Source organism: Corynebacterium sp. LK14 (assembly GCF_008042215.1).
GTDB lineage: Bacteria > Actinomycetota > Actinomycetes > Mycobacteriales > Mycobacteriaceae > Corynebacterium > Corynebacterium striatum.
Genome location: NZ_NOVQ01000009.1, coordinates 405,875 through 427,748 on the forward strand (window position 1 = coordinate 405,875; position 21,874 = coordinate 427,748).

At 58.9% G+C, this 21,874-nt stretch carries 17 protein-coding genes; 8 read left to right on the top strand and 9 right to left on the bottom strand.

Annotated features, from left to right (window positions below; translation table 11 throughout):
• Positions 1-53 precede the first annotated feature (53 nt).
• Positions 54-494 (bottom strand): DUF2631 domain-containing protein, encoded by a 441-nt coding sequence (locus CHU71_RS05255; RefSeq protein ID WP_070420617.1) that lies wholly within the window; start codon positions 492-494, stop codon positions 54-56.
• A 157-nt stretch (positions 495-651) separates the two neighbouring features.
• Here CHU71_RS05255 and dxr point away from each other — a divergent pair, with 157 nt between their 5' ends.
• The 5 genes from dxr to map all read left to right on the top strand — a co-directional run bounded on the left by dxr (position 652) and on the right by map (position 7,163).
• Positions 652-1,818, top strand: coding sequence for a 1-deoxy-D-xylulose-5-phosphate reductoisomerase (gene dxr, locus CHU71_RS05260; RefSeq protein ID WP_101504744.1), 1,167 nt, complete (start codon positions 652-654; stop codon positions 1,816-1,818).
• 15 nt (positions 1,819-1,833) lie between these two features.
• Positions 1,834-3,042, top strand: coding sequence for an RIP metalloprotease (locus tag CHU71_RS05265; RefSeq protein WP_101504743.1), 1,209 nt, complete (start codon positions 1,834-1,836; stop codon positions 3,040-3,042).
• A gap of 87 nt (positions 3,043-3,129) precedes the next feature.
• Positions 3,130-4,293 (top strand): flavodoxin-dependent (E)-4-hydroxy-3-methylbut-2-enyl-diphosphate synthase, encoded by a 1,164-nt coding sequence (ispG, locus tag CHU71_RS05270; RefSeq protein WP_100087077.1) that lies wholly within the window; start codon positions 3,130-3,132, stop codon positions 4,291-4,293.
• A 90-nt stretch (positions 4,294-4,383) separates the two neighbouring features.
• The gene (locus tag CHU71_RS05275; RefSeq protein WP_147760404.1) at positions 4,384-6,234 is read left to right on the top strand and encodes a penicillin-binding transpeptidase domain-containing protein; all 1,851 of its coding nucleotides are present in this window, start codon (positions 4,384-4,386) and stop codon (positions 6,232-6,234) included.
• Between the two features lie 59 nt (positions 6,235-6,293).
• Positions 6,294-7,163, top strand: a complete 870-nt coding sequence (gene map / locus CHU71_RS05280) for a type I methionyl aminopeptidase (RefSeq protein WP_005528933.1) — start codon at positions 6,294-6,296, stop codon at positions 7,161-7,163.
• A gap of 298 nt (positions 7,164-7,461) precedes the next feature.
• Here the strand turns inward: map and mtr are convergent, their stop codons facing one another.
• Positions 7,462-8,853 (bottom strand): mycothione reductase, encoded by a 1,392-nt coding sequence (gene mtr, locus CHU71_RS05285; protein ID WP_147760405.1) that lies wholly within the window; start codon positions 8,851-8,853, stop codon positions 7,462-7,464.
• A 55-nt stretch (positions 8,854-8,908) separates the two neighbouring features.
• Positions 8,909-9,895 (bottom strand): alpha/beta hydrolase, encoded by a 987-nt coding sequence (locus tag CHU71_RS05290; protein ID WP_046645406.1) that lies wholly within the window; start codon positions 9,893-9,895, stop codon positions 8,909-8,911.
• Between the two features lie 358 nt (positions 9,896-10,253).
• Here CHU71_RS05290 and mqo point away from each other — a divergent pair, with 358 nt between their 5' ends.
• A complete protein-coding gene (mqo, locus tag CHU71_RS05295) occupies positions 10,254-11,756 on the top strand; it encodes a malate dehydrogenase (quinone) (RefSeq protein WP_046645293.1) in 1,503 nt (500 codons plus the stop codon).
• Between the two features lie 83 nt (positions 11,757-11,839).
• Here mqo and CHU71_RS05300 read toward each other — a convergent pair whose 3' ends face one another.
• Both CHU71_RS05300 and CHU71_RS05305 read right to left on the bottom strand, forming a co-directional pair.
• On the bottom strand, positions 11,840-13,210 hold the full coding sequence (locus tag CHU71_RS05300) for a protein adenylyltransferase SelO family protein (RefSeq protein ID WP_147760406.1): 1,371 nt from the start codon (positions 13,208-13,210) through the stop codon (positions 11,840-11,842).
• 2 nt (positions 13,211-13,212) lie between these two features.
• Positions 13,213-14,028, bottom strand: a complete 816-nt coding sequence (locus CHU71_RS05305; RefSeq protein ID WP_100087147.1) for a PhzF family phenazine biosynthesis protein — start codon at positions 14,026-14,028, stop codon at positions 13,213-13,215.
• A 38-nt stretch (positions 14,029-14,066) separates the two neighbouring features.
• On the opposite strand from CHU71_RS05305, the gene CHU71_RS05310 reads away from it, so the two are divergent.
• The gene (locus tag CHU71_RS05310; RefSeq protein WP_187272025.1) at positions 14,067-15,386 is read left to right on the top strand and encodes a DUF4921 family protein; all 1,320 of its coding nucleotides are present in this window, start codon (positions 14,067-14,069) and stop codon (positions 15,384-15,386) included.
• Positions 15,387-15,401: 15 nt separating this feature from the next.
• Here CHU71_RS05310 and yaaA read toward each other — a convergent pair whose 3' ends face one another.
• On the bottom strand, positions 15,402-16,148 hold the full coding sequence (gene yaaA, locus CHU71_RS05315; RefSeq protein ID WP_147760407.1) for a peroxide stress protein YaaA: 747 nt from the start codon (positions 16,146-16,148) through the stop codon (positions 15,402-15,404).
• A 31-nt stretch (positions 16,149-16,179) separates the two neighbouring features.
• Between yaaA and CHU71_RS05320 the strand changes: the two genes are divergently transcribed.
• Positions 16,180-17,955 (top strand): proline--tRNA ligase, encoded by a 1,776-nt coding sequence (locus CHU71_RS05320; protein WP_100087084.1) that lies wholly within the window; start codon positions 16,180-16,182, stop codon positions 17,953-17,955.
• Positions 17,956-18,394: 439 nt separating this feature from the next.
• On the opposite strand, the gene CHU71_RS05325 is transcribed toward CHU71_RS05320, so the two are convergent.
• The 3 genes from CHU71_RS05325 to CHU71_RS05335 all read right to left on the bottom strand — a co-directional run bounded on the left by CHU71_RS05325 (position 18,395) and on the right by CHU71_RS05335 (position 21,870).
• Positions 18,395-18,730 (bottom strand): transglycosylase family protein, encoded by a 336-nt coding sequence (locus CHU71_RS05325; protein WP_086891172.1) that lies wholly within the window; start codon positions 18,728-18,730, stop codon positions 18,395-18,397.
• Positions 18,731-18,944: 214 nt separating this feature from the next.
• Positions 18,945-20,924 (bottom strand): MMPL family transporter, encoded by a 1,980-nt coding sequence (locus tag CHU71_RS05330; protein WP_147760408.1) that lies wholly within the window; start codon positions 20,922-20,924, stop codon positions 18,945-18,947.
• Between the two features lie 70 nt (positions 20,925-20,994).
• Positions 20,995-21,870: a DUF4439 domain-containing protein gene (locus tag CHU71_RS05335; protein WP_236593718.1), complete on the bottom strand. Its 876-nt coding sequence runs from the start codon at positions 21,868-21,870 to the stop codon at positions 20,995-20,997.
• Positions 21,871-21,874 lie beyond the last annotated feature (4 nt).

The window sequence follows — 21,874 nt, forward strand, 5'->3', positions numbered from 1 at the left end:
CACAACGAAGCCCCCTCGTCCCAAAGGACAAGGGGGCTTCAGGGTCCTAAGACTTAGCGAACAGCCTTACGCGCGGTGCCGCGCTCGACGCGCAGGTGGGAAACGCGGGAAGGCTCGATGTTCAGGGCACGCAGCTCGCCGTCGTTAAGCTCAGCGTAGGCGCCGGAAACCGTCTTCTGGTCGTATACCCAGTCCGGCTCGACGTGGCCAACAGGCTGGTTGCGAGCGGTAACAGTGCGAACCTGGGAGAGATTCGGGCGAAGCGCGAAGAGCACCAAGCCGAGAGCAATGACGATAGCCAGTGCAGCGAGCCACACGGTCTCAACGTGTCCCTTGTGGTTACCGAAGTTGTAAGCAACCAGGAAGATCACGGAAATCCAGCCGGCGATCTGAACGCCAGAGCGGCTGATGCGGGACCAACCAAAACCTGCGGACGGGACGTCCTCAGTGGAAACGCCGTCGAAAACCTGCGGTGCCGGCTTGTGGGAAGACACTTGCTCTCCTTTGCGTGTACATGGCGCACTCTGCGCGCGCGCATGAAATGCCATTTATTCTGTGTAGTAGTTTAAATCATCCTCGCCGCGTTAGCGAAGAAACACCCCCGGCAATTTCGTTCACGCAATTACTGACCCACCCGCTAGGGTTGGAGAGGTGAGTACACAGGGCATTCTTATTCTCGGATCCACGGGCTCCATCGGCACCCAGGCACTGGAAGTTATCGCCGATAACCCGGATAAATTTACCGTCGTAGGCATTGCCGCCGGCGGTTCAAATCCGCAGCTGGTCATCGAGCAAGCGCAGAACCTCAACCTTTCGTTTGACCACGTTGCCGTGGCGAATGAGCAGGCCGCGCACCAGGTCTCGGAAGCCCTTGGCGGACAGGTTCGCTCCGGTGCAGATGCCGCAGAACAGCTTGTGCGCTCCATCGAAGCAGACAAGGTGCTCAATGCACTAGTTGGCTCGATGGGCTTGCGCTCCACGATTGCGACGCTGGAAAAGGGGGAGTACCTCGCATTAGCGAATAAGGAATCCCTCGTCGCGGGTGGTCACATCGTGACTCAGCTGGCTAAGCCGGGGCAGATTATCCCCGTCGATTCCGAGCACTCTGCCATGGCGCAATGCCTGCGCGCGGGTGAGGACGTTGAGCTCGGCAAGCTCGTCCTCACCGCATCCGGCGGTCCTTTCCGCGGCTGGTCCCGCGAAGAGATGTGGGACGTTACTCCACAGCAGGCCGCGCAGCACCCCACCTGGTCTATGGGGCAGATGAACACGCTTAACTCCGCCACCCTCATCAATAAGGGCCTAGAACTCATCGAGGCGACGCTGCTCTTCGACATCGAGCCCGAGCGCATCGACGTCACGGTACATCCACAATCAATCATTCACTCGATGGCCACCTTCACCGATGGCTGCACGATTGCGCAGGCATCGCCGCCCTCGATGAAGCTGCCGATTTCGCTGGCGCTGGATTGGCCACATCGCGTCCCCGGTGCGCAGCCATCACTGGACTTCTCCCAGTCTCATGACTGGCGCTTTGAGCCGCTTGACGACGTCGCCTTCCCCGCCGTCCAGCTCGCCCGTCAGGCTGCAGCTGCCGGCGGCACGCACCCAGCCGTGTACAACGCCGCCAATGAGGAGGCTGCCGCAGCCTTCTTGTCTGGCCGCATTCATTTCCCAGAAATCGTTGATGTGGTTGGGCAGGTGTTAGGGGAAGCCTCCCAGTTTGCTCGTGTACCCTCAAGCGTCGATGAAGTAATCGCCGTCGAAGGCGAGGCCCGCCGGCGCGCAAATGTGCTGGTGGATTCTTTGGCTCAATAGAAAGCTTTCACCACCATGGCAAACATCCTGGGCATTTTCCTGTTCGCCCTAGGAATCGGCATTACCGTTGCCTTACACGAGGCGGGACACATGTTTAGTGCCCGTGCTTTTGGCATGCGCGTGCGCCGTTTCTACATTGGTTTTGGCCCCAAGATTGCGGCGTTTACCCGCGGTCACACCGAGTATGGTCTGGCTGCGGTTCCCGTGGGTGGATTCTGCGACATCGCTGGAATGACTGCTCAGGATGATTTCCTTACCGAGGAAGAAGAGCCTTATGCGATGTATAAGAAGCCCGCGTGGCAGCGCGTCATCGTGATGTTCGGCGGCATCGCCGTGAACCTTCTTCTGGGCTTTATCATCTTGCTGCTCATTGCCATGACTACCGGCCTTCCTAACCCAGACGCTGACGTGCGCCCGCGCGTGGGCGAGGTTGTGTGCTCCGCTGACCAGAACCTGCAGGGTGAGCTCGAGAAGTGCCAAGGTAAGGGTCCAGCTGGTGAAGCAGGCGTGGAAGTGGGCGACATTGTTCTCGCGATCGACGGCAAGCCGCTGGAGAGCTTCACCCAGCTGCGCGAGGAAGTCATGGCGCGGCCAGGGGAGACGGTCCAGTTGCGCGTCGAGCGCGATGGTGCTGTGCAGAACTTCGACGTCACACTCGATAAGGTCAAGCGCCTCAACAGTGAGGGCAAGCTTGTCGACGCCGGATCCATCGGCCTGAGCAACCAAGTCATCGATATCGTCGAGAAGCACGACTTCATCGGCGCTTTCCCCGCAACAGCGCGCTACACCACGTACGTTCTGGACGCCACTGTTGGCGGCATCATTCAATTCCCAGCGAAAATTCCTGGGGTGGTGGCGTCCATCTTTGGCCACGAGCGTGACGTCAATGGCCCGATGTCTGTGGTCGGCGCTTCCCGCGTGGGCGGTGAGCTCGTCGAGCGTAGTTTGTGGTCGACCTTCTTCATGATGCTGGCGACGCTGAATTTCTTCCTCGCTTTGTTCAACCTCATCCCGCTGCCTCCTTTTGATGGCGGTCACATTGCAGTGATTTTCTACGAGAAAATTCGGGATGGTATCCGCAGACTTATGGGCAAGGAGCCGAAAGGACCAGCCGATTACACTGCGCTAATGCCGGTAACTTATGTCATCGCGGCCCTCTTGATGACTGTTGGTGCGCTCATCATCGTGGCCGACGTGGTCAACCCGATTCGCCTCTTCGGCTAGGAGTCAGGACGGGGGAATTTTGATGCTCGGTGCTAGAGTGAGGACGTTAAGCCCCCATCTAATTCCATGCTTTAACAAGGAGCGCATATGTCGAACCCCATCGGTCTCGGTATCCCGGACGGCCCACCACCAACCTTGGCTCCGCGTCGCAAAACCCGTCAGCTTTTCGTGGGCCCAGTCGGTGTAGGTTCCGAGCACCCGATTTCGGTGCAGTCGATGACCACCACCAAGACCCACGACATTAACGCCACCCTGCAGCAGATTGCACAGCTGACGGCCACCGGCTGCGACATCGTTCGTGTCGCTTGCCCAAAGCCTGTCGATGCCGAGGCACTTCCGGCCATCGCCAAGAAGTCTCCGATCCCGGTTATCGCTGATATCCACTTCCAGCCGAAGTACATCTTCCAGGCTATCGACGCTGGCTGCGCCGCTATCCGCGTGAACCCAGGCAACATCAAGGAGTTCGATGGCCGCGTCAAGGAGGTTGCTAAGGCAGCCGGCGACGCTGGCATCCCGATCCGTATCGGTGTCAACGGCGGCTCCTTGGATAAGCGACTGCTGGAGAAGTATGGCAAGGCCACCCCTGAAGCTCTCGTTGAGTCCGCTATCTGGGAGGCTGGACTCTTCGAGGAGCACGGCTTCGGCGACATTGCCATCTCCGTAAAGCACTCTGACCCAGTCCTGATGGTTGAGGCTTACCGCCAACTGGCTGCAAAGACTGACTACCCGCTGCACCTCGGTGTGACCGAGGCTGGCCCTAAGTTCATGGGCACCATCAAGTCCTCCGTTGCCTTCGGCGCACTTCTGGCCGAGGGTATCGGTGACACCATCCGTGTTTCTCTCTCCGCTGATCCGATTGAGGAAATCAAGGTCGGTGACCAGATCCTGCAGTCTCTCAACTTGCGTCCGCGCAAGCTGGAGATCGTCTCCTGCCCGTCCTGTGGCCGCGCTCAGGTCGACGTGTACAAGCTAGCCGAGGAAGTAACCGCAGGCCTCGAGGGCATGGAGTTCCCGCTCCGTGTCGCCGTCATGGGTTGCGTTGTTAACGGCCCAGGCGAGGCTCGCGACGCCGACCTCGGTGTTGCATCCGGTAATGGTAAGGGCCAGATCTTCGTTAAAGGCGAAGTGGTCAAGACCGTGCCCGAGTCGCAGATCGTGGAGACTCTTATCGAGGAAGCAATGCGTATCGCCGACGAGCAGGGCCTGGAGGCTGTCGAAGGCGCCAAGGCTGAGGTTCGCGTGACCCGCTAGTATCGCTGCCATAAATTCACAGTTTTGTCCGCCCCGCACTCCGGTGTGGGGCGGACTTTTTGTGTCTCTAGGCTGCTACGATGCCCAACCATGAAGAAGATGGTGGCGCTGTTGTGTGTGGCTTCGGTAGGGGCGTCGTCGCTTGTGGCGTGCACGCCCAAGCCCGTCTCGGCGGAGCCGGTTGCGGAAGAATTCATTTCAGAAATGGAATCCCGCAACAACGAGGCATTGGCGGAACTTGTCGATGACCCCGATGCCACCACATCGACGCTCGACGCTACCTTCTCCGGTCTGCAGGCCGAAGGACTCGACATCGAGCTGGGCGAGGTAACACAGGACGAGACGCATGCCACCGCGAAGTACCAGGTGACGTGGGACCTTCCGAAGGACCGCACGCTCAGTTACGACACTGAGATGACCTTGACCAAAAAGGACAAGGACTGGCAGGTACGTTGGCAGCCGAGTTTGGTGCATCCGAACCTCGGAGCCCACCAACACTTGGAGCTGCGCGCGATTGCGGCAAAACGTGCGAGCGTGGTGTCCTCCGATGGAGTGGAGTTGATGTCGCCCGGCCTGCAGTATCGCTTGGTGGTTAATACCACTGAGGCGGGAGACCTGCGTCCATTAGCTGCCAAGATATCCAGCGCCCTGGGCGAAGCACATTCCCAGGATGACTCAGTGCCGGAGAAAGAAGCCGGCGAGTTGGCGAAAGAGCTGGAGAGAGTTGAAGGCGACTACTCCGTGGTGATGCTCAATGAAAAACAGGTAGAAGCAGTGCGTGCCCGCCTTGGGGAGCCGCAAGGGGTCCGCTTCAACGAAGAGCCAGCGTTGATTACACGGGAGACTGGTTTGGCGCCTGACATTTTGGCGCGTGTGCGGTCCCTGGTGTCAGATGAGATTGATGGCAAGTCAGGATGGTCTGTGTCCGTGGTTAACGAAAATGGTGCGGCGCTTAGCGACGTCGAGCTCCACGAGCCGGAGGCATCCCCTTCGATCCGTGTTAGCTTGGATTACAACGTTCAGCGCGCGGCGCAGGAGGCTGTGAACCTGCGCGCCGACTCGGAGGCGATGCTGGTTGCCATTCGCCCCTCTAACGGAGAGATTTTGGCGGTTGCGCAGACCGAGCGCGCCGATGAGAAGGGTGATATCGCGTTGCAGGGCCAGTTCCCGCCGGGCTCGGTATTTAAGATCATCACGGCTTCGGCGGCTGTGGACAAACAGGGTGCGACTGCTGACACTATTGTTCCGTGCCCAGGCACGATGAACCTTTACGGCCGAACCGTAACCAACTACAACGGCTTTTCGCTGGGATCGGTGCCGATGCGTCAGGCGTTCGCGCAGTCGTGCAACACGACCTTCGCTGAAGTTTCTACGAATCTGAAGGAAGGCGAGCTGAAGAATACGGGCAAAGAGTTTGGACTTGGGCTCGATTACGAGATCCCTGGTCTGACTACCATTACAGGCTCCATCCCGGAGGGCAAGACTCCGTTGGACCGTACTGAGTCCGGCTATGGACAGGGCGCCGACCTTGTCAGCCCCTTTGGAATGGCGCTGGTTTCGGCTACTGTCGCTGCGGGTAAGACCCCGCTTCCTACACTGATCTCAACGCATAAGACGAAGGCCTCAGAAGAGGTGCAGCCGCCTTCCTCACATGTCCTCGACAATATTCGAGAGATGATGCGCGCAGTTGTTACGGGCGGTACCGCAGCCGGAATGCAGGCTGGCGGCACGATTTACGGCAAGACCGGTGAGGCGGAGATCAATGGTGGTTCGCACGCATGGTTTACCGGCTACCGTGACGACGACATCGCCTTCGCAACTCTGGTGGTATTGGGCGGAGGCTCTGAGACCTCAGTGCAAGTGACAGATAACTTCTTGCAGAAGCTCGATAGCTATCGAGCACAGGGACATCCCGCTGCGCCTACAGGGCAAGAAGGCTAGCTCACAACTGAGAGGTCTGGTTAGCGGCCACGTGGGGGAGGGGACTACCATGGTCAACCATGAGTAATCGCGCAAAACTAACCCCCCAAAAGCCCACCCCAATCCGCACCGTTCCAGACTCTATCGAGCGCCCGGAGTACGTGTGGAAGGACTCCGTCCAGGAAGCAATGGGTGAGCCTTTTGTCCAGACCCCTGAGGTCATTGAGGCCATGCGCGAGGCATCCAAGATTGCGGCTAACGCGCTGCAGGAGGCCGGTAAGGCTGTGGCGCCCGGCGTGACCACAGATGAGATTGACCGCATCGCGCACGAGTACATGCTGGACCATGGTGCATACCCATCCACGCTGGGCTACATGGGTTTTCCGAAGTCCTGCTGTATTTCTTTGAATGAAATCATCTGCCACGGTATTCCGGACACCACCGTGATTGAGGACGGAGACATCGTCAACATCGACGTCACTGCGTTCAAGAATGGTGTCCACGGCGATACTAATGCGACCTTCCTGGCCGGGAACGTCTCTGAGGAGCACAAGCTTCTGGTTGAGCGTACCCACGAGGCAATGATGCGCGGCATTAAGGCGGCAAAGCCGGGCCGTGAGGTTAATGTCATCGGCCGTGTTATTGAGTCTTACGCCAACCGCTTCGGCTACAACGTTGTGCGCGACTTCACCGGCCATGGTGTTGGCCCCACCTTCCACAACGGCTTGGTTGTCTTGCACTACGATTCCACGACCTACCGCGACATCCTAGAACCAGGAATGACCTTGACCATTGAGCCGATGATCAACCTGGGCTCGTTGGACTACGAGATCTGGGACAACGATTGGACCGTTCAGAACGTCGATGGCAAGTTCACAGCTCAGTTCGAGCACACCCTTGTGATAACTAACGATGGTGCCGAGATCCTAACTTTGCCGGACGAAGCCTAAGGCGACAGGCCTAAGCAAAAGAATAGGGCGCGCCTCTGTGTAAGGAGGAGCGCCCTATTACTCATAGTGGCATTGGTCGATGGGCTTTCTGCCATCAATATGAAAAGCTCTAGAAACTTCTACCGAGAACTAGGGGAGGAACCGGAGAAAGAGGACTCAGCAGAAGCCACAGCGGTACGGCCGAATGCTACGGCGATCGCAGTTGGTCGAGGAGAAACCATTTCTCAAGTGGTGAAACTATTAGCCGGAAAGTTTCCTGGCAAGACGAATGTGGATTTGGCCACGGTCAATGTTTGCCTTACCAGTCCAGTCCCAGGAGGGCATTTTCAGTCACTTCAGGTAGCGCGGGGTGGATCCAGTACTGCTTACGCGTGAAATCGCGCATGTCAAGGCCGTATACCATTGCTGTGATGAGCTGCTGGATGAGTGTCGAAGCCTGTGGGCCCATGTAATGGGCTCCTAGGAGGCGTCCAGTTTTCCTGTCGGCCACCAGTTTGCAAATCCCCGTGGAGTCTTCCATAGCCCAACCGTATGCAACGTCGCCGTAGTTTTGGACCTTGACAGTAACGTCGGAGCCTTGCTCGCGTGCGTCTGCTTCAGTGAGACCTACAGAGGCGATTTGCGGATGGGTGAAAACTGCGGCTGGAACGAAATCATGTGGCATCTTCTGCAGATCCTCAGGATGCAGGAGATTGTGCTGCACTGCACGGGTTTCGGCGTTGGCCACATGCTTGAGCATGTAGGGGGAGGATACGTCGCCAAGCGCCCAAACGCCCGCGACCGAAGTACGGCCGTACTCGTCGACCTTGATACGTCCGTCTTCGCGCAGCTCAATGCCTGCCGAGTCCAAGCCTAGGAGGTCTGCATTTGGTTTGCGGCCAGTCGCCACGAGGATAGCTTCAGCCTCTACGGTAGATCCGTCGTCGAGAGACAAGGACACGCCACTGTCGTTTTGGGTCAGCTGTGTACCGTTCGCGATACGCACGTCGAAGCGTTCGCGTGCAATCTCGTTGAACCGAGAAACGATGTCCTCATCCAAATGACGAAGCAGCTTCTCCGAGCGGTTGACCACCGTAACCTTGGTGCCCAGTCCGTCAAACACGTGCGCAAACTCCATCGCAATGTAACCGCCGCCCACGATAATTAGGCTCTTTGGCCGCTTGGGCATCCGCATGATGTCTTCATTGGTGTAGTACTTAACACCGGATTCTGCATATACCTCAGGAATGGTGGGGCGGGAACCCACGGCGATGACGATTTGATCGCCCGTGATGACGTCATCTCCAACCGCAATGGTCTTCGGGCCAACGAAAGTTGCGTGCTTGTCGAACACCGTAATGTTGGGGGTCTCGTCGCCACGGCGATAAGCCTCGCCGCCCTCCGCGATCTTGTCGATGCGATTGACAAAGACTCGCTCGATGATGGACTGCCAGTCGACGTTGTTTACCTGGGCGTCAATTCCGAGGCGCTGACCTTCCTTGGCGGCGTATGCAAGGTCTGCTGCGTAGACGTACATTTTGGTGGGGATACAGCCTACGTTAAGACAAGTTCCGCCAAAGGTGCCTTCCTCAACGATGGCTATCTTTTTGTTCTCGAAATCCTCGGATGGAATCGAGTTTCCTGAACCAGTTCCGATGATGATCAGATCGAAATGTTCTGCTTGTGCGTTCTGCGGCGTTGTCGTAGACATAGTTCTCCTTATTTATAGGGGGTTGGATTAGGTGTTGTGGTGGGCGGGATAGTTGTTAGAGCACCGTGGGTAGCCATTCGTCGACTACTCGAAATGCTTCGTTCCGGATCGGCTCGCGAGATAGGAAAACATCATGACGAGCTCCTTTAAGCGGGCGAAGGGTGTAATGAGAGCCAAGCTCTTTGGCCCATTTTTGTGATTGTTTGACGTCAATGACCGCATCGGCGTAGTTGAGCTCTTCCGAATATGGAGCTGAGAACATCGACTTTGTTGAGGTGAGTGTGAGGATCGGTACGCCGACATCAACACGGCCAGAATGAATAATGTCGAATCCCTTGAATACTGCGCGTGCCCAGCCGATGTATTTCTTATGGCCGCCCAACGGTTTCTTTTCAAGGTCGTAGTCCCATTCGCCGTAGCGGCTGGCATGGATCGAATCGCCAAAGGCGGTGAGATTGCCGCCGTGGAGCGCAATATGCGGGGTGACCTTGCCGAAGAAATAGAACAAAGGCTTCGCGGCCTTGAAGGCGAGGGGTGGAATGCCCATCATGTCCAGCCATGGGCTGTTTAGTACTAGCGCTGCGATTCGTTCGTGTCGAGCGGGGTCGGTGCGACGCAAGGCGTCGAGCCACAGCGGCACGATTATGCCTGCTGTTGAATGCGCAACCATGATGACCTTTCGCTGCGGCAGGGCATTGAGAGCGGCATTGAGGTCCTTCTCGTAGAAGTGCATGTCGGAGATGTAGTGCCACTTTTGGTGGGGCTCGTGAGAGCGTCCACACTTACGCAAATCAATTCCGTAAAATGCATAACCTTTGTTATGAAAATGCTCCGCTACGTGTTTATGGAAGAAGTAGTCGGTCATGCCGTGCACCCAAATCATTGCGACACGGTCGCTGAGATCCTCGTTATCTGGGTTGTAACGGATCAATGTGGCGTGGACGTCGCCTTCGCCGTCAGGATCCGCGCCCAAGGGCAGATCCGCGGCCATAAATCCTGGGCCCAGGATGTCATCAGTCCATTGCAAGGTTGACTCAGTCATACCGACCAGTTTAGGCATACAACGCAAATCCGGTGTTGCGGTGGCGTAGTGATGTGGCTGGGGAGATTTTCACCGAAGGAGACAAGATGCGTAGGGGGCAGCCGCGTGTGAAAACCGGACTTTTCCCGCATACGGAATCCCCATTTTGATGCTAAAGGCGTAAGGTGGGTAGGTAATGCGTGACGCGTCCCTTGTTATGTGCCGTTGCCAGAGATGCTGTGCTTGTGTTTAAGCCAGCATGTTTAAGACAGCGGAGCGTAAAAGGTAGGCGAAAACGTGCAACGCTAGAAGACTGCGTTCGACAGCTCTGGGCTGTTCGAGCGAGTGATAATTTTCAATCTGAAGAGGTAATAGCAAGGTGTCCTCCGACAAGAAGACAGCACAAGTTGTAGATGAGGTAGATGTAGCCCTCGTTGGCGCAGGTATCATGAGCGCCACCCTGGGTGCCATGCTCCGTGAGCTGGAGCCAAGCTGGACCCAGATGGTTTTCGAGCGTCTCGACGGACCTGCACTTGAGTCCTCCTCCCCATGGAACAACGCTGGTACCGGCCACTCTGCTCTGTGCGAGCTCAACTACACTCCAGAGAAGAACGGTCGCATCGACGTTTCCAAGGCGCTGGGCATTAACGAGAAGTTCCAGGTTTCCCGCCAGTTCTGGGCACACCAGCTCAACAACGGCATCCTGACCGACCCAAAGGCTTTCATTAACCCGGTTCCGCACGTTTCCTTCGCCCAGGGATCCATCCAGGTTGATTACCTCAAGCGTCGTTTTGATGCTTTGAAGGACAACCACATGTTCCCGAACATGCAGTTCTCTGACGATGACGCTACCTTCCAGGAAATGCTGCCACTGATGTCCAAGGGCCGCGACTTTAACTCCCAGAAGGTTGCTATCTCCTGGACTGAAGCAGGTACTGACGTAAACTTCGGCGCCCTGACGAAGCAGTTCTTCACCGCTGCTAAAGCCGCCGGCACCGAGATCCGCTACGGTCATGAGGTCGTCGACATTAAGCGCGATGGCTCTACCTGGAAGGTCTACTCCAAGAACCTGCACACCGGCGACTACAGCGTTGTCCGCGCGAAGTTCGTCTTCGTCGGTGCTGGTGGATACGCTCTTGATCTTCTGCGTAAGGCTGGCGTTCGCGAGGTTTCCGGTTTCGCAGGCTTCCCGGTTTCCGGTCTGTGGCTGCGTGCTAAGAACCCTGAGCTGGTCAAGCAGCACCACGCCAAGGTTTATGGCAAGGCTGCTGTGGGCGCTCCTCCAATGTCGGTTCCGCACCTTGATACCCGCGTTATCGACGGTGAACAGGGCCTGCTCTTCGGCCCATACGGTGGTTGGTCCCCGAAGTTCCTGAAGAAGGGCTCTTACCTCGACCTCTTCAAGTCCATTCGCCTGGACAACATTCCTTCCTACTTGGGCGTTGCAGCTCAAGAGTTCGGTTTGACCAAGTACCTGGTTTCCGAGGTTCTCAAGGACTTCGACAAGCGCGTCGAGACCCTGAAGGAATACGTTCCTTCCGCAGACCCAGCAGACTGGGAGACCGTCATCGCTGGCCAGCGCGTTCAGGTCATCAAGCCAGCCGCTGCACCGCAGTTCGGCTCCCTCGAGTTCGGTACCACCCTGGTCAACAACCCAGACGGTAACATCGCCGGTCTGCTCGGCGCTTCCCCAGGCGCTTCCATCACCCCGGCCGTCATGGTCGAGTTGCTGGAGCGTTGCTTCGGTGAGCACATGATTCAGTGGGGCGATAAGATCCAGGAAATGATTCCTTCCTACGGCATCAAGCTGTCCAAGGATAAGAAGCTCTACAACGAGATGTGGGACTACACCCAGAAGACCCTGAAGCTCGACCAAAAGTAAGCCATTCCGGCTGCTTCACAAGCGCACCCCACCACATCACAAACGTAAATTGGTGGGGTGCGCGGCGTTCCGCTCCAGCTGCCTTAAGTGCCGCAATAAGTCAGGTAGCCCTCGGTATCACCGGGAGTTTCAAATTTTTCGTTCGGCTGCGTTGGATGCGTGACTGCGTGAAGGAACTCTTGGAACAAATCCAGGTCCAGCAGGGCCGCCTCAACATTGTGGGGGCGCGGAATGACGCGCGGCAGCGGAGGCACCGCAGCCGCCGCGGCGCCTGAGGCACGTTTGCGGTAGTCCTTGAGGAAAGAAGTGTCGGGCGCATCTGAGCAATCACGAAGCAGGTGGCCCAACGCATCAGGCTCACCATGCAAAGCCTTTGCCAGGCCCTGATTAGCAAGAGTGAAGTCAGCACCCGATTGCGCCAGCGCCGCGAAGTACTCGCCACCCTCTTCGAGGCCAAAGCGCTGCTGGAAGTCACGCTTGCGTTGGTCCTCGAAGCGCTCGTAGAAGCCATTGATGGTTTCTTGGGCATAGGTGATAGCGGCGTCGGAGGAGGCGTCGAAAAGCGGCAGCATGCTCTCCGCCAGCCGGGCGAAGTTCCACCCGAGAATTTCTGGCTGATTGCGAAAGCGGTAGCGTCCCTGCGCATCGATCGAGCTAAACCACGTGTCAGGGTCGTAGGCCTCCATGAAGGCACACGGCCCGTAATCGATGGTCTGGCCCGAAAGCGTGGTGTTGTCAGTGTTCATCACGCCGTGGATAAAGCCCACGTGCTGCCACGCGGCAACGGTAGCAATTTGTGCGTCCATCGCACGCGAGTACAGCTCTTTGTAGTCGCTGCCGGGATAATGCCGCGCGATGGTGTAGTTGGCAAGGTCCTCCAGTTGGCCGGTTTGCGCAGCGTAGTGGAATGAACCGATACGAATGTGGCTGGCAGCCACACGCACCAAAACGCCTGCTTCCTCCACCATCTGGCGCTGGATCTTGCGGCCGGTAGAAATAACCGCCAGAGAGCGCGTCGTAGGAATTCCCAGCGCATGCATGGCTTCCGAGAAGAGGTATTCGCGCAGCATCGAGCGCAAGGTGCCGCGTCCATCAGAACCAAGGCGTGAGTACGGGGTGGGGCCCGTGCCCTTGGCATGGAGGTCCCAGCGGCCAGAATCGTTTTCTATCTCGCCGAGCAACAGCGCGCGGCCGTCCCCCATCGAGGGGTTGAACTGCCCGAATTGATAGCCCGCATATGCCATGGAGTGGGGTTGCTCATCGGTGCTGCGGCCCAGCAAGAACTCAATACCCGCTGGCGAACGCAGCCAGTCGACGTCCAGCCCAAGCTCGGCGGCCAATGCCTCGTTCACGATGACTACCTGCGGCTGGGGTTGTTCCTCGCCGCGGCTTGGGCGGACCATCCCCGGCAAGCTGCGAGCGAAAGTATGGGAAAGCTCGAAAGGAATCTTCATTCCTATGACTCCAGTTCGCCGCGCACTCGAATGTGGATGGATCCGCCCACCCAGATGTTCGCGCCGTCGTCAGCAATGTGCACCAGGCCATCGCGTCCTAACTGGCTGCCCTGGCGCGCGGTGTAGCGAGCAGGAACGAGCCCGCGTTCACGCATGAATTGCGCGGCACCGCCGTTGAAAGAACCGGTGACTGGGTCCTCAAATTTACGGGTGAAGGCACGAACTTCGTAAAGGGGCTGGCCTTCGGTGGGATTGGCCGCAAGGCCCACCACGCCGACTTTGATATCGCGGGAGTAAGAGGGACGCAACGCGCGCACGGTGTCCGCATCGGCGAGCTGCACGAGGCGCCATCCCGGGCCGTTGTCCACCCATGCGGCATCAACGATGTCGTCGCTGCTCACCCCCAGTGCGTCTGCTGTCTCCGCGAGTTCTGATTCGCTGAGCGTACCCGAGCGCTGGAGCTCCGGCGTGGCGAAGGAGAAGACGCGATCCTCTTGCTTGATACGCACTAAACCAACACCGCACTCTTGGACCAAGTCGCCTTCCTTGCCAGTGAGCTCAGCGAAGACGCGGGCTGTGCCAAGCGTTGGGTGCCCAGCAAAAGGAAACTCCTCGTGCGGCGTGAAAATCCTGACGCGGTAGTCCGCATCGGGAGTCGTGGGGTGCAGCAGAAAGGTCGTTTCAGAGAAGTTGGTCCAGTTGGCTATGCGCTGCATCTGTTCGCTGCTGAGCTCATCAGCACCAGCAATGACGGCTAGCGGATTGCCAGAAAAGGCAGTGGTGGCAAAGACATCTACTTCGAAGTACTCGTGACGCATGGCCACCAGCATACGGGTCTGGGTCTATCCTAAAAGGCATGAGCGAAGCACTCTTTAGCCGCATCGAACCGATCCAGGTGATGGCTGACGGAACCGTCAAACAGGTCAACCCTTTTTCCGGCACCGAAGTGTGGACCGTACCCGGCAGGGGAAACCGTCCGTTCTCCCACGCCCCGGAGAGCCCCGAGCCCCTAGCAGTAGGGGCACATACCTCCACGTGTGCGTTTTGCTCTGACCGCAAACTTGAAACTCCGCCTGAAAAGTCACGCATCCTAGGCTCCGGCGAGGTGCTCCGTGGCGTGGGCGCAGCGGACCTAGACCATACAGAGCCTGCGTTTCGCCGAGTGCCCAATCTCTTCGAGATCGTCTCCTATGACTACTGGACCGCGAACTACCAGTACAAGATGGATGACGAGTCGGCCGAGCGAATGCACGCCTATATCGCCGACCCCGCAGGCCGCGAACACGTTCTCAAGACCGTACGCACCAAGCTGAAAGCCGCGGGCAAGGACGCTGAGATGAGCGAGGAGGAACTGCTCGCGCAGGCCGGCTGCTTCTTCGGCGGTGGGCACGACGTCATCATTGGCTCCCGCCACTTTGTCGACGGCGCTACGGATGACTCGCAGCTGGCGTCCTCAGGCACGCTGAGCCCAGACGATCACTTCCTGCTGACGTCCTTCACCGCGGACTCCATGCGGGATCTTTACGCCCGCAACCGCTACGCCGATTACGTAGTGGCCTTTCAGAACTGGCTGGCACCCGCCGGAGCGTCCTTCGAGCACCTGCACAAGCAGCTCGTCGCCATCGATGACCTCAGTATGTCTGCCATGCGGGAAAATGACATCCTGCGCTCGCATCCCAATATGTACAACGATTGGGCCGTGGGGTACGCCGCACAGCATAACCTGGTTATCGCTGAGAATGACTACGCGGTGCTCTTCGCAGGCTTTGGTCACCGCTATCCCACGCTGGAGCTCTTCTCCAAGTCGAGGCACTGCGCCCCCTGGGAGCAAACTCCGGGTGAGATCCGCGGAATGTCAGACCTCATGCACGCCGCACACGCGGCCGTGGGCCCAGATGTTGCGTGCAATGAGGAATGGCACCACAAGGCACCTTCGGTTGATGTGGCGCAGCCGTGGCGCGTCATGATTAAGCTGCGCGTGTCGACGCTCGCCGGTTTCGAGGGCGGTACCAAGGTCTACATCAACACCATTTCTCCGTGGGACCTGCGCGACCGCATCGTTGACTCAATGTACAGCTTGCGCGAGCGCGGGAAGCTGGCTTCGGGCATCGCGATTGCCACCGAGTGCCGGCTGGAGCGCAACAGCCTGCGCTATCTCTCATCTCGCCAAAGCTAGACCGCTTGTCAAAAGCTAGACCACGAGAGTGAGTTCGAGCTTGCCCGGCTGCGGGCCCTCGACCGTGAGGCCTGCCGCCGAGGCGATTGCTGCGACGTCGTCAACGGCGTAGGCATCAGCGGGGGAGAGCGCCAAGATTCGTGCCAGCTGGCCCTTGTAATGCTTATTGAAGTGCGAGACGACCTTGCGCGAGCCATCCTCCTGGACTGACTCCACGCGAATGGTGACCGCCTGTTTAAACTTGCCCAGCTGTTGGTAAGTGCCCGAGCGCATGTCCACGACGAGCTCACCTGATTGCGCAACCTCAGCGAGTTGCTCCGTGATGGCCTTCCCCCAGCGCGATTTCAACGTTGGCGTTTCGCCGTCCTTGGTCGGCAGCTTCGTTCCTCCGGAGAGGCGGTAATGCGGAATCATGTCGCTGGCGCGGGTAATGCCAAACAATGCGTCGCCAATGGCGAGCCGAGCGCGTGCGGCAGGCGGCAACGTGGCGGCATCGAGAGCGTCGTAAAGCACGCCCGTAAAACGCTCAATCGCGGGCATCGTGGGAGAGTCGAAAAGCTCGGTGTTGGATTCTGCTTCCGGCCGCAACTTTTCAGAGATACCGAGCACCTCGAGCGCCTTGTCGACGTCGAGTTGTGCCAGGTCCACGGCTATGTCCTGGCGGACAGGATTGAGCGCGGGGAAAGAAAGCTCGTCCCAATTCAGTGGGGCGCCGTTGCCGCCATGGGCCTTTGTTTCAGAAGGTGGGAGGAGAATGAGCATAGGTAAATACTAGCGATGTAGAGTGCTAAGCATGATTACTCGCCTTTCAAATCTCTTCCTTCGCACTCTGCGCGAAGATCCGGCAGATGCCGAAGTCCTCAGCCACAAGCTTCTCGTTCGTGCAGGCTACGTGCGCCGCGCCGCGCCGGGCGTGTACACCTGGCTGCCGCTGGGTCTGCGCACCCTGACCAAGATTGAAAACATCGTGCGCGAGGAGATGAACGCCATTGGCGGCCAGGAGATGCTCTTCCCGGCACTTCTGCCGCGCGAGCCTTATGAGCTGACTGATCGCTGGACCGAGTACGGCGACAACCTCTTTCGCCTGAAGGACCGCAAGGGTGCTGACATGCTCCTCGGCCCAACCCACGAGGAGATGTTCGCGGGTGCCGTGAAGGACATGTACTCCTCCTACAAGGACTTCCCAGTTACCCTGTACCAAATCCAGACCAAGTACCGCGACGAGGAGCGCCCGCGTGCGGGCATCCTGCGCGGCCGCGAGTTCGTGATGAAGGATTCTTACTCCTTTGACATGACGGACGAGGGCTTGGACGAGTCCTACATGCGCCACCGCAAGGCTTACCAGAACATCTTTAACCGTCTGGAGATTGACTACGCCATCTGTAAGGCAACGTCTGGTGCCATGGGCGGCTCTGCTTCCGAAGAGTTCCTGGCTGTTTCCCCGGCAGGCGAGGACACCTTCGTGCGCGCCACCGAGGGCGATTATGCGGCCAACGTTGAGGCAGTGGTGACCCCAGCTCCGGAGGAGACCCCGCTGGAGGGCCTTGCTGAGGCTAAGGTTTACGAGACCCCGGATTCTGAGACCATTGACACCCTGGTGGAGTGGGCGAACTCCGAGGGCATTCAGGTTAATGGCCGCGCTGTGACCGGTGCGGACACCCTGAAATGCATGGTCATCAAGGTTGCTCACCCAACGGTCAACGACGGCGCGACCGAGAAGGAGTGGGAGCTGGCTGCAGTTCTCATCCCGGGTGACCGTGCGCTTGATGAGAAGCGTTTGGAAGCTTCCCTGGAGCCTGCCGAGTTTGAGCTGGCTACGGATGAGGACTTCAAGGCAAACCCATTCCTGGTCCGCGGTTACGTAGGCCCGCGTGGCCTCAACGCCAATGGCGTCAAGGTTTATGCGGATCCGCGCGTGGTGAAGGGCTCCTCCTGGATCACCGGTGCGGATGAGAAGAACCACCACGTGGTGAACTGCGTGGCTGGCCGCGACTTTGAGATCGACGAGTTCATTGAGGCAGCTGAGATCAAGGAAGGCGATCCAGCACCAGGCGGCATGGGAACCTTGACCCTGGAGCGCGGCATTGAGCTCGGCCACATCTTCCAGCTGGGCCGCAAGTACACCAAGGCTTTCGACGTCCAGATTCTGGACGAGAACGGCAAGCGCGCCGTTCCGACCATGGGCTCCTACGGCATTGGTGTTTCCCGCATGATGGCTGTTCTGGCTGAGCAGCAGGCGGATGAGAAGGGCCTGCGCTGGCCTGTCGACGTCGCGCCGTTCCAGGTACACGTCGCCGTTGCGAACAAGGACGCCGCTGCACTTGAGGCAGGCCAGAAGCTGGTGGAGGATCTGGATGCTGCAGGCATTGAGGTGCTTTTCGACGACCGCCCCAAGGTTTCCCCAGGCGTGAAGTTCAAGGATGCTGAGCTCCTCGGCATGCCGTTCATCGCCATTCTCGGACGTTCCTTTGCGGACGGAATCATTGAGCTGCGCATCCGCGGTGGCGAGACCCTTGAGGTCCCAGCCGATGAGATCGTGGACAAGCTCCTCGAGCTCGTGCGCGGTTGAGTCGTGCCGTTAGGGTGCGCTGTTAGCGCGTGCTGTTAGGGTGCGCTGTTAGCGCGTGCTGGTAAGGCGCAGGTACCGCTGCATGTAAATAAGGCTTCCAATCTTGTGATTTGGGGCCTTATTTGCGTATATAGGTACCTGGCAGCTGGGGCCTCACCGGCTGCGCGGGTTCGCGGGGCGTTTCCGAGTGGGGGGCGGTTTGTGGGGTGCTGCTTCTGGGTGCGGTGCGCGGGGTTGAGGCGAGCCGTTAGAGGGCGAGTACCGCTCTGTGTAAATAGGGCAGCTGTTTTCCGTGTTTTAGGGGGCCTATTTGCATACAGAAGTACGTTGCTGGGATGCAAAGCGGTGGGTTGCTGGGAACACACTAAGGCCCTGCGCTCTAGTTGCTTTCGTGAAGCCTGCTAGAGGGCAGGGCCTTATGGCACGTATGGGTGTGGCTTTAGTAGCCGCCGACTGGGCCACCGCAGTTGGGCCAAGCGCCAGCGCCCTGGGTGGCAAGCACCTGTTCAGCAACAGCGATCTGCTGCTCCATGGTTGCTTGGTCTGCGGTCGGTGCGTACTGCTGTCCGCCGAATCCTGACCAGGTTTGGGCGCTGAACTGGAGGCCGCCGTAGTAGCCGTTACCAGTGTTAACCTGCCAGTTGCCGCCGGACTCGCACGCTGCCACCTGGTCCCACGCGGAGACCGGTGCGGCGTTGGCTGCCGGGGTAGCCAGTGCTGCGACGCCCAATGCAGCGGCAGCGGATAGGGTTGCAAACTTCTTCTTGGAACGCATTGAGAAAGTACTCCTTCTCTTTGTGTCTTCTAAAGGTCTCAAGCCGAACACCCGGAATATCCACGCGGTATCTACACGATCTACACGCGGTATCTCCGGTGAGTTCATGACCGTCCAAGGTAAAAGCTGCGGTGGTGCACATGCAATGAAATGCGCCGTAGAATCCCCTGAGGTTTTGCTGGCCGCGTGCAGGGGATTCCAAGGAGGGGGGGAGCTAATCCGCATCGTGCTTTTCTGCGAATGGGTGCGCAGGCCACCAGAACTTCTCGCCGAGGATCTGCACCACCGATGGGACCAGGACGGTACGGACGATGAGGGTGTCTAGAAGCACGCCGATGAACACGGTGATGCCCAGCTGGGCCAGAACCACCAGCGGCAGCACGCCGAGTGCAGCGAACACTGCCGCCAGCAAGATACCGGCAGAGGTAATCACGCCACCTGTTGCCGAAAGCGCCGTCAAGATGCCGCGGCGGGTGCCAATCTCACCGGCGTCCTCCCGGGCGCGGGTGATGAGGAAGATGGTGTAGTCGATGCCCAATGCAACCAAGAACACGAAAGCGAACAACGGGGTGTTGGACGCGAAGCGGTCGAAGCCCAGCATGTAGTGGGAGATCCACCAACCCAGGCCGATGGCCGCCACGTTGGTCAGCAACACGGAAGCGACCATGATGACCGGTGCCACGAAAGAACGCAGCATGATCACGAGAGCACCAAAGATGAGGGCTAAGACCAGCGGGAAGATAACCTTGCGATCCCGCTCAGCGGCTGATTCCTCATCAACCAGCTGCGCATCGGCACCGCCTACGAGCACGGCGCCATCGGCGCGCTCACCTTGGTGGTCGCCGAACTTCTCACGCAGCTGTAGGAAGTCCGCGCCGGAGACCTGCAGGAGGCTCCATCCCTTAGCGCTGCCTTGCTCCTGCGCAGTAGCACCCATTGCCTCGATGTCCCTGGTGGTGCCAGCCGGATCCTGGGTTGCTACGAGCGGCGGGGTAGAGGACTGGTCAGGGAAGGCCTCCTCGAGGGCCTCGCCGGCGCTGATGGATTCAGGGGTATCGATGAACTGGTCCGACTGCGTAAGACCCGTCGAGGTCTGGAAGTAACCGATGGAGCAGATAGCCAGGATGAGCAGCGACACCGCAGCAATACGCTTCGGAGCCTTGGCCGCCAGTCCGCCAATCTTGTCCCACAGCTTGTGATCCGGAGTATCGCCTTGCTGCGGACGGCGTGGCCAGAAAATCCAGCGGCCAAAAGCAACCAGAACGCCAGGCAGGGCGAACATAGCGAACAACCAAGCCACGAAGACGCCCACAGCAGCGGCCGCACCGAGCCCCTGCGTGGTTGGGATGAGGGAAAGCAAGAGGCAGAGAACGCCCAGCACCACGGTTCCTGCCGAGGCCGAAACGGTTTTCAGCGTCGGTACCCATGCGCGCGCCATGGCCGCGTAGCGGTCCGCGGTAGAGGTCAGTTCGTCGCGATAGCGGGAGATAAGCAGTAGTGCGTAGTTGGTGCCCGCGCCGAAAACAAGCACGGACAAGATGCCCGAGGTGGACTCGTTCCACGTCACGCCGAATGCGTCAAGAACGTAAGTGTAGACAGCCGCGGCCACACGGTCAGCGACACCGATGACAAGCAGCGGAAGCAGCCACAGAACAGGGGAGCGGTACGTAACAATGAGGAGCACCGCCACAATGCCCGCGGTTACTGCCAGAAGCATAAAGTTGGCGCCTTGGAAGACGCTCGCGAGGTCCGCCTTGATTGCAGCAGGGCCGGTGACCTGGGAGGTCACGCCCTCTGGAAGAACGGCAGCGGCGTCCTCGCGCAGCTGCGTGACCTTGTCAGCATTCTCGGTAGACGTACCCGCCTCTACCTGAACCGGGACGATGGCAGACTGCCCATCCTCGCTCGGGATGAGCGGGCCGCCGAGCTCCTTTGCCACACCACGCAGGGCATTGACATCGAGTGGCTTATCCGAATCAAAAAAGACGATGGCAGCTTGTGCCGACTCGCCTTCGGATTCCTGCTTGGAGATCTCCTCCTGTAGCTGGGCCACCGTGGTGGAGTCCATGTCCTTGGGCAGCGAGGCAGTCGAGGACTCAGGTTGGTCGAGGCCGCCCAGGCCGATAGCCCCGATAGCGAGGATGACGAGGACGAGCGCTAGCCACCGAAAGTGGCGCATCTTTTGAGAATTCACTTACGCCACTTTACGAGCTACCCAATGTACGGGGTTAAAAGATAGCGCGCTGACAGGGTGCTTGGATGCTCTAGAGACCGCGTGATTGAGCGGCGACGGCGATGAGCCAGTTGCGCCATGCCACGCGCTCCTCGCCTTCGGCGGTGGGGGCGGCGGCCTTCGAAGCGGCATCCTCCCACTTCAGAGTGTCATTCCACCCCAATTTGTCCACGTAGCTCTGGGCCGAAGAAGCGTCGGTGGGAAGAGCGACGCCAGCAACTGCCGTCGGTTGATAAGCCACCGCCGGTTGCGGAACCTTAGCGACTTCCCCGATTGCGCCTTGCAGGACCTCAATGCGCTTTTCGTGCAGCGACAAACGGTTGTCGATGTCTGCTTCTATCTCCGGTGATGCATAGCTACGCGCGAAGTCGAGGCCGAAGACTTGCTCGTACTCCCAGTTCAACAAGCTGGTAGCGCTTTCCAGATCTGCTGCCTCGAGCTCCGGGATCGCGGGCAACTCGGCGCCGTCCCAGGCATCCAAAACAATGGCCTGGTTAGTCACTAATGCGCGGGACTCAGAGCTGACTTCGCTCAACGCGTCACGGGTGCGATGCGCAGCTTCGTTGAGGGTTTTAGCCACATCGACGTCGGAAAGCGGCGCGTCAGTCGTGCGCTCTACCGTGCACGAGCGGGGAGCGTTACCTTCGTTATTGAGGCCGCACAGACGCTTCACCTCCGCATAAAGTGCGTCGGCCTGGTCAGCGCGCAGGGATGAAGCATTGGCGTCGACATCGGCAAGATTCTGGGCATCATTGTCCGCGCTGCGGGCGAGGGCTACTAGAGTCTCGTCGGGCCGAGGGCCAAAGTAATCCACGACGGAGTCCACGGCCTGGCACCCGCTCAACGCGGGCACGAGTGCTGCAAGTGCGGTGAGGGTTGCGATGGGAGTCAAGGCGCGGCGATTCACTCAA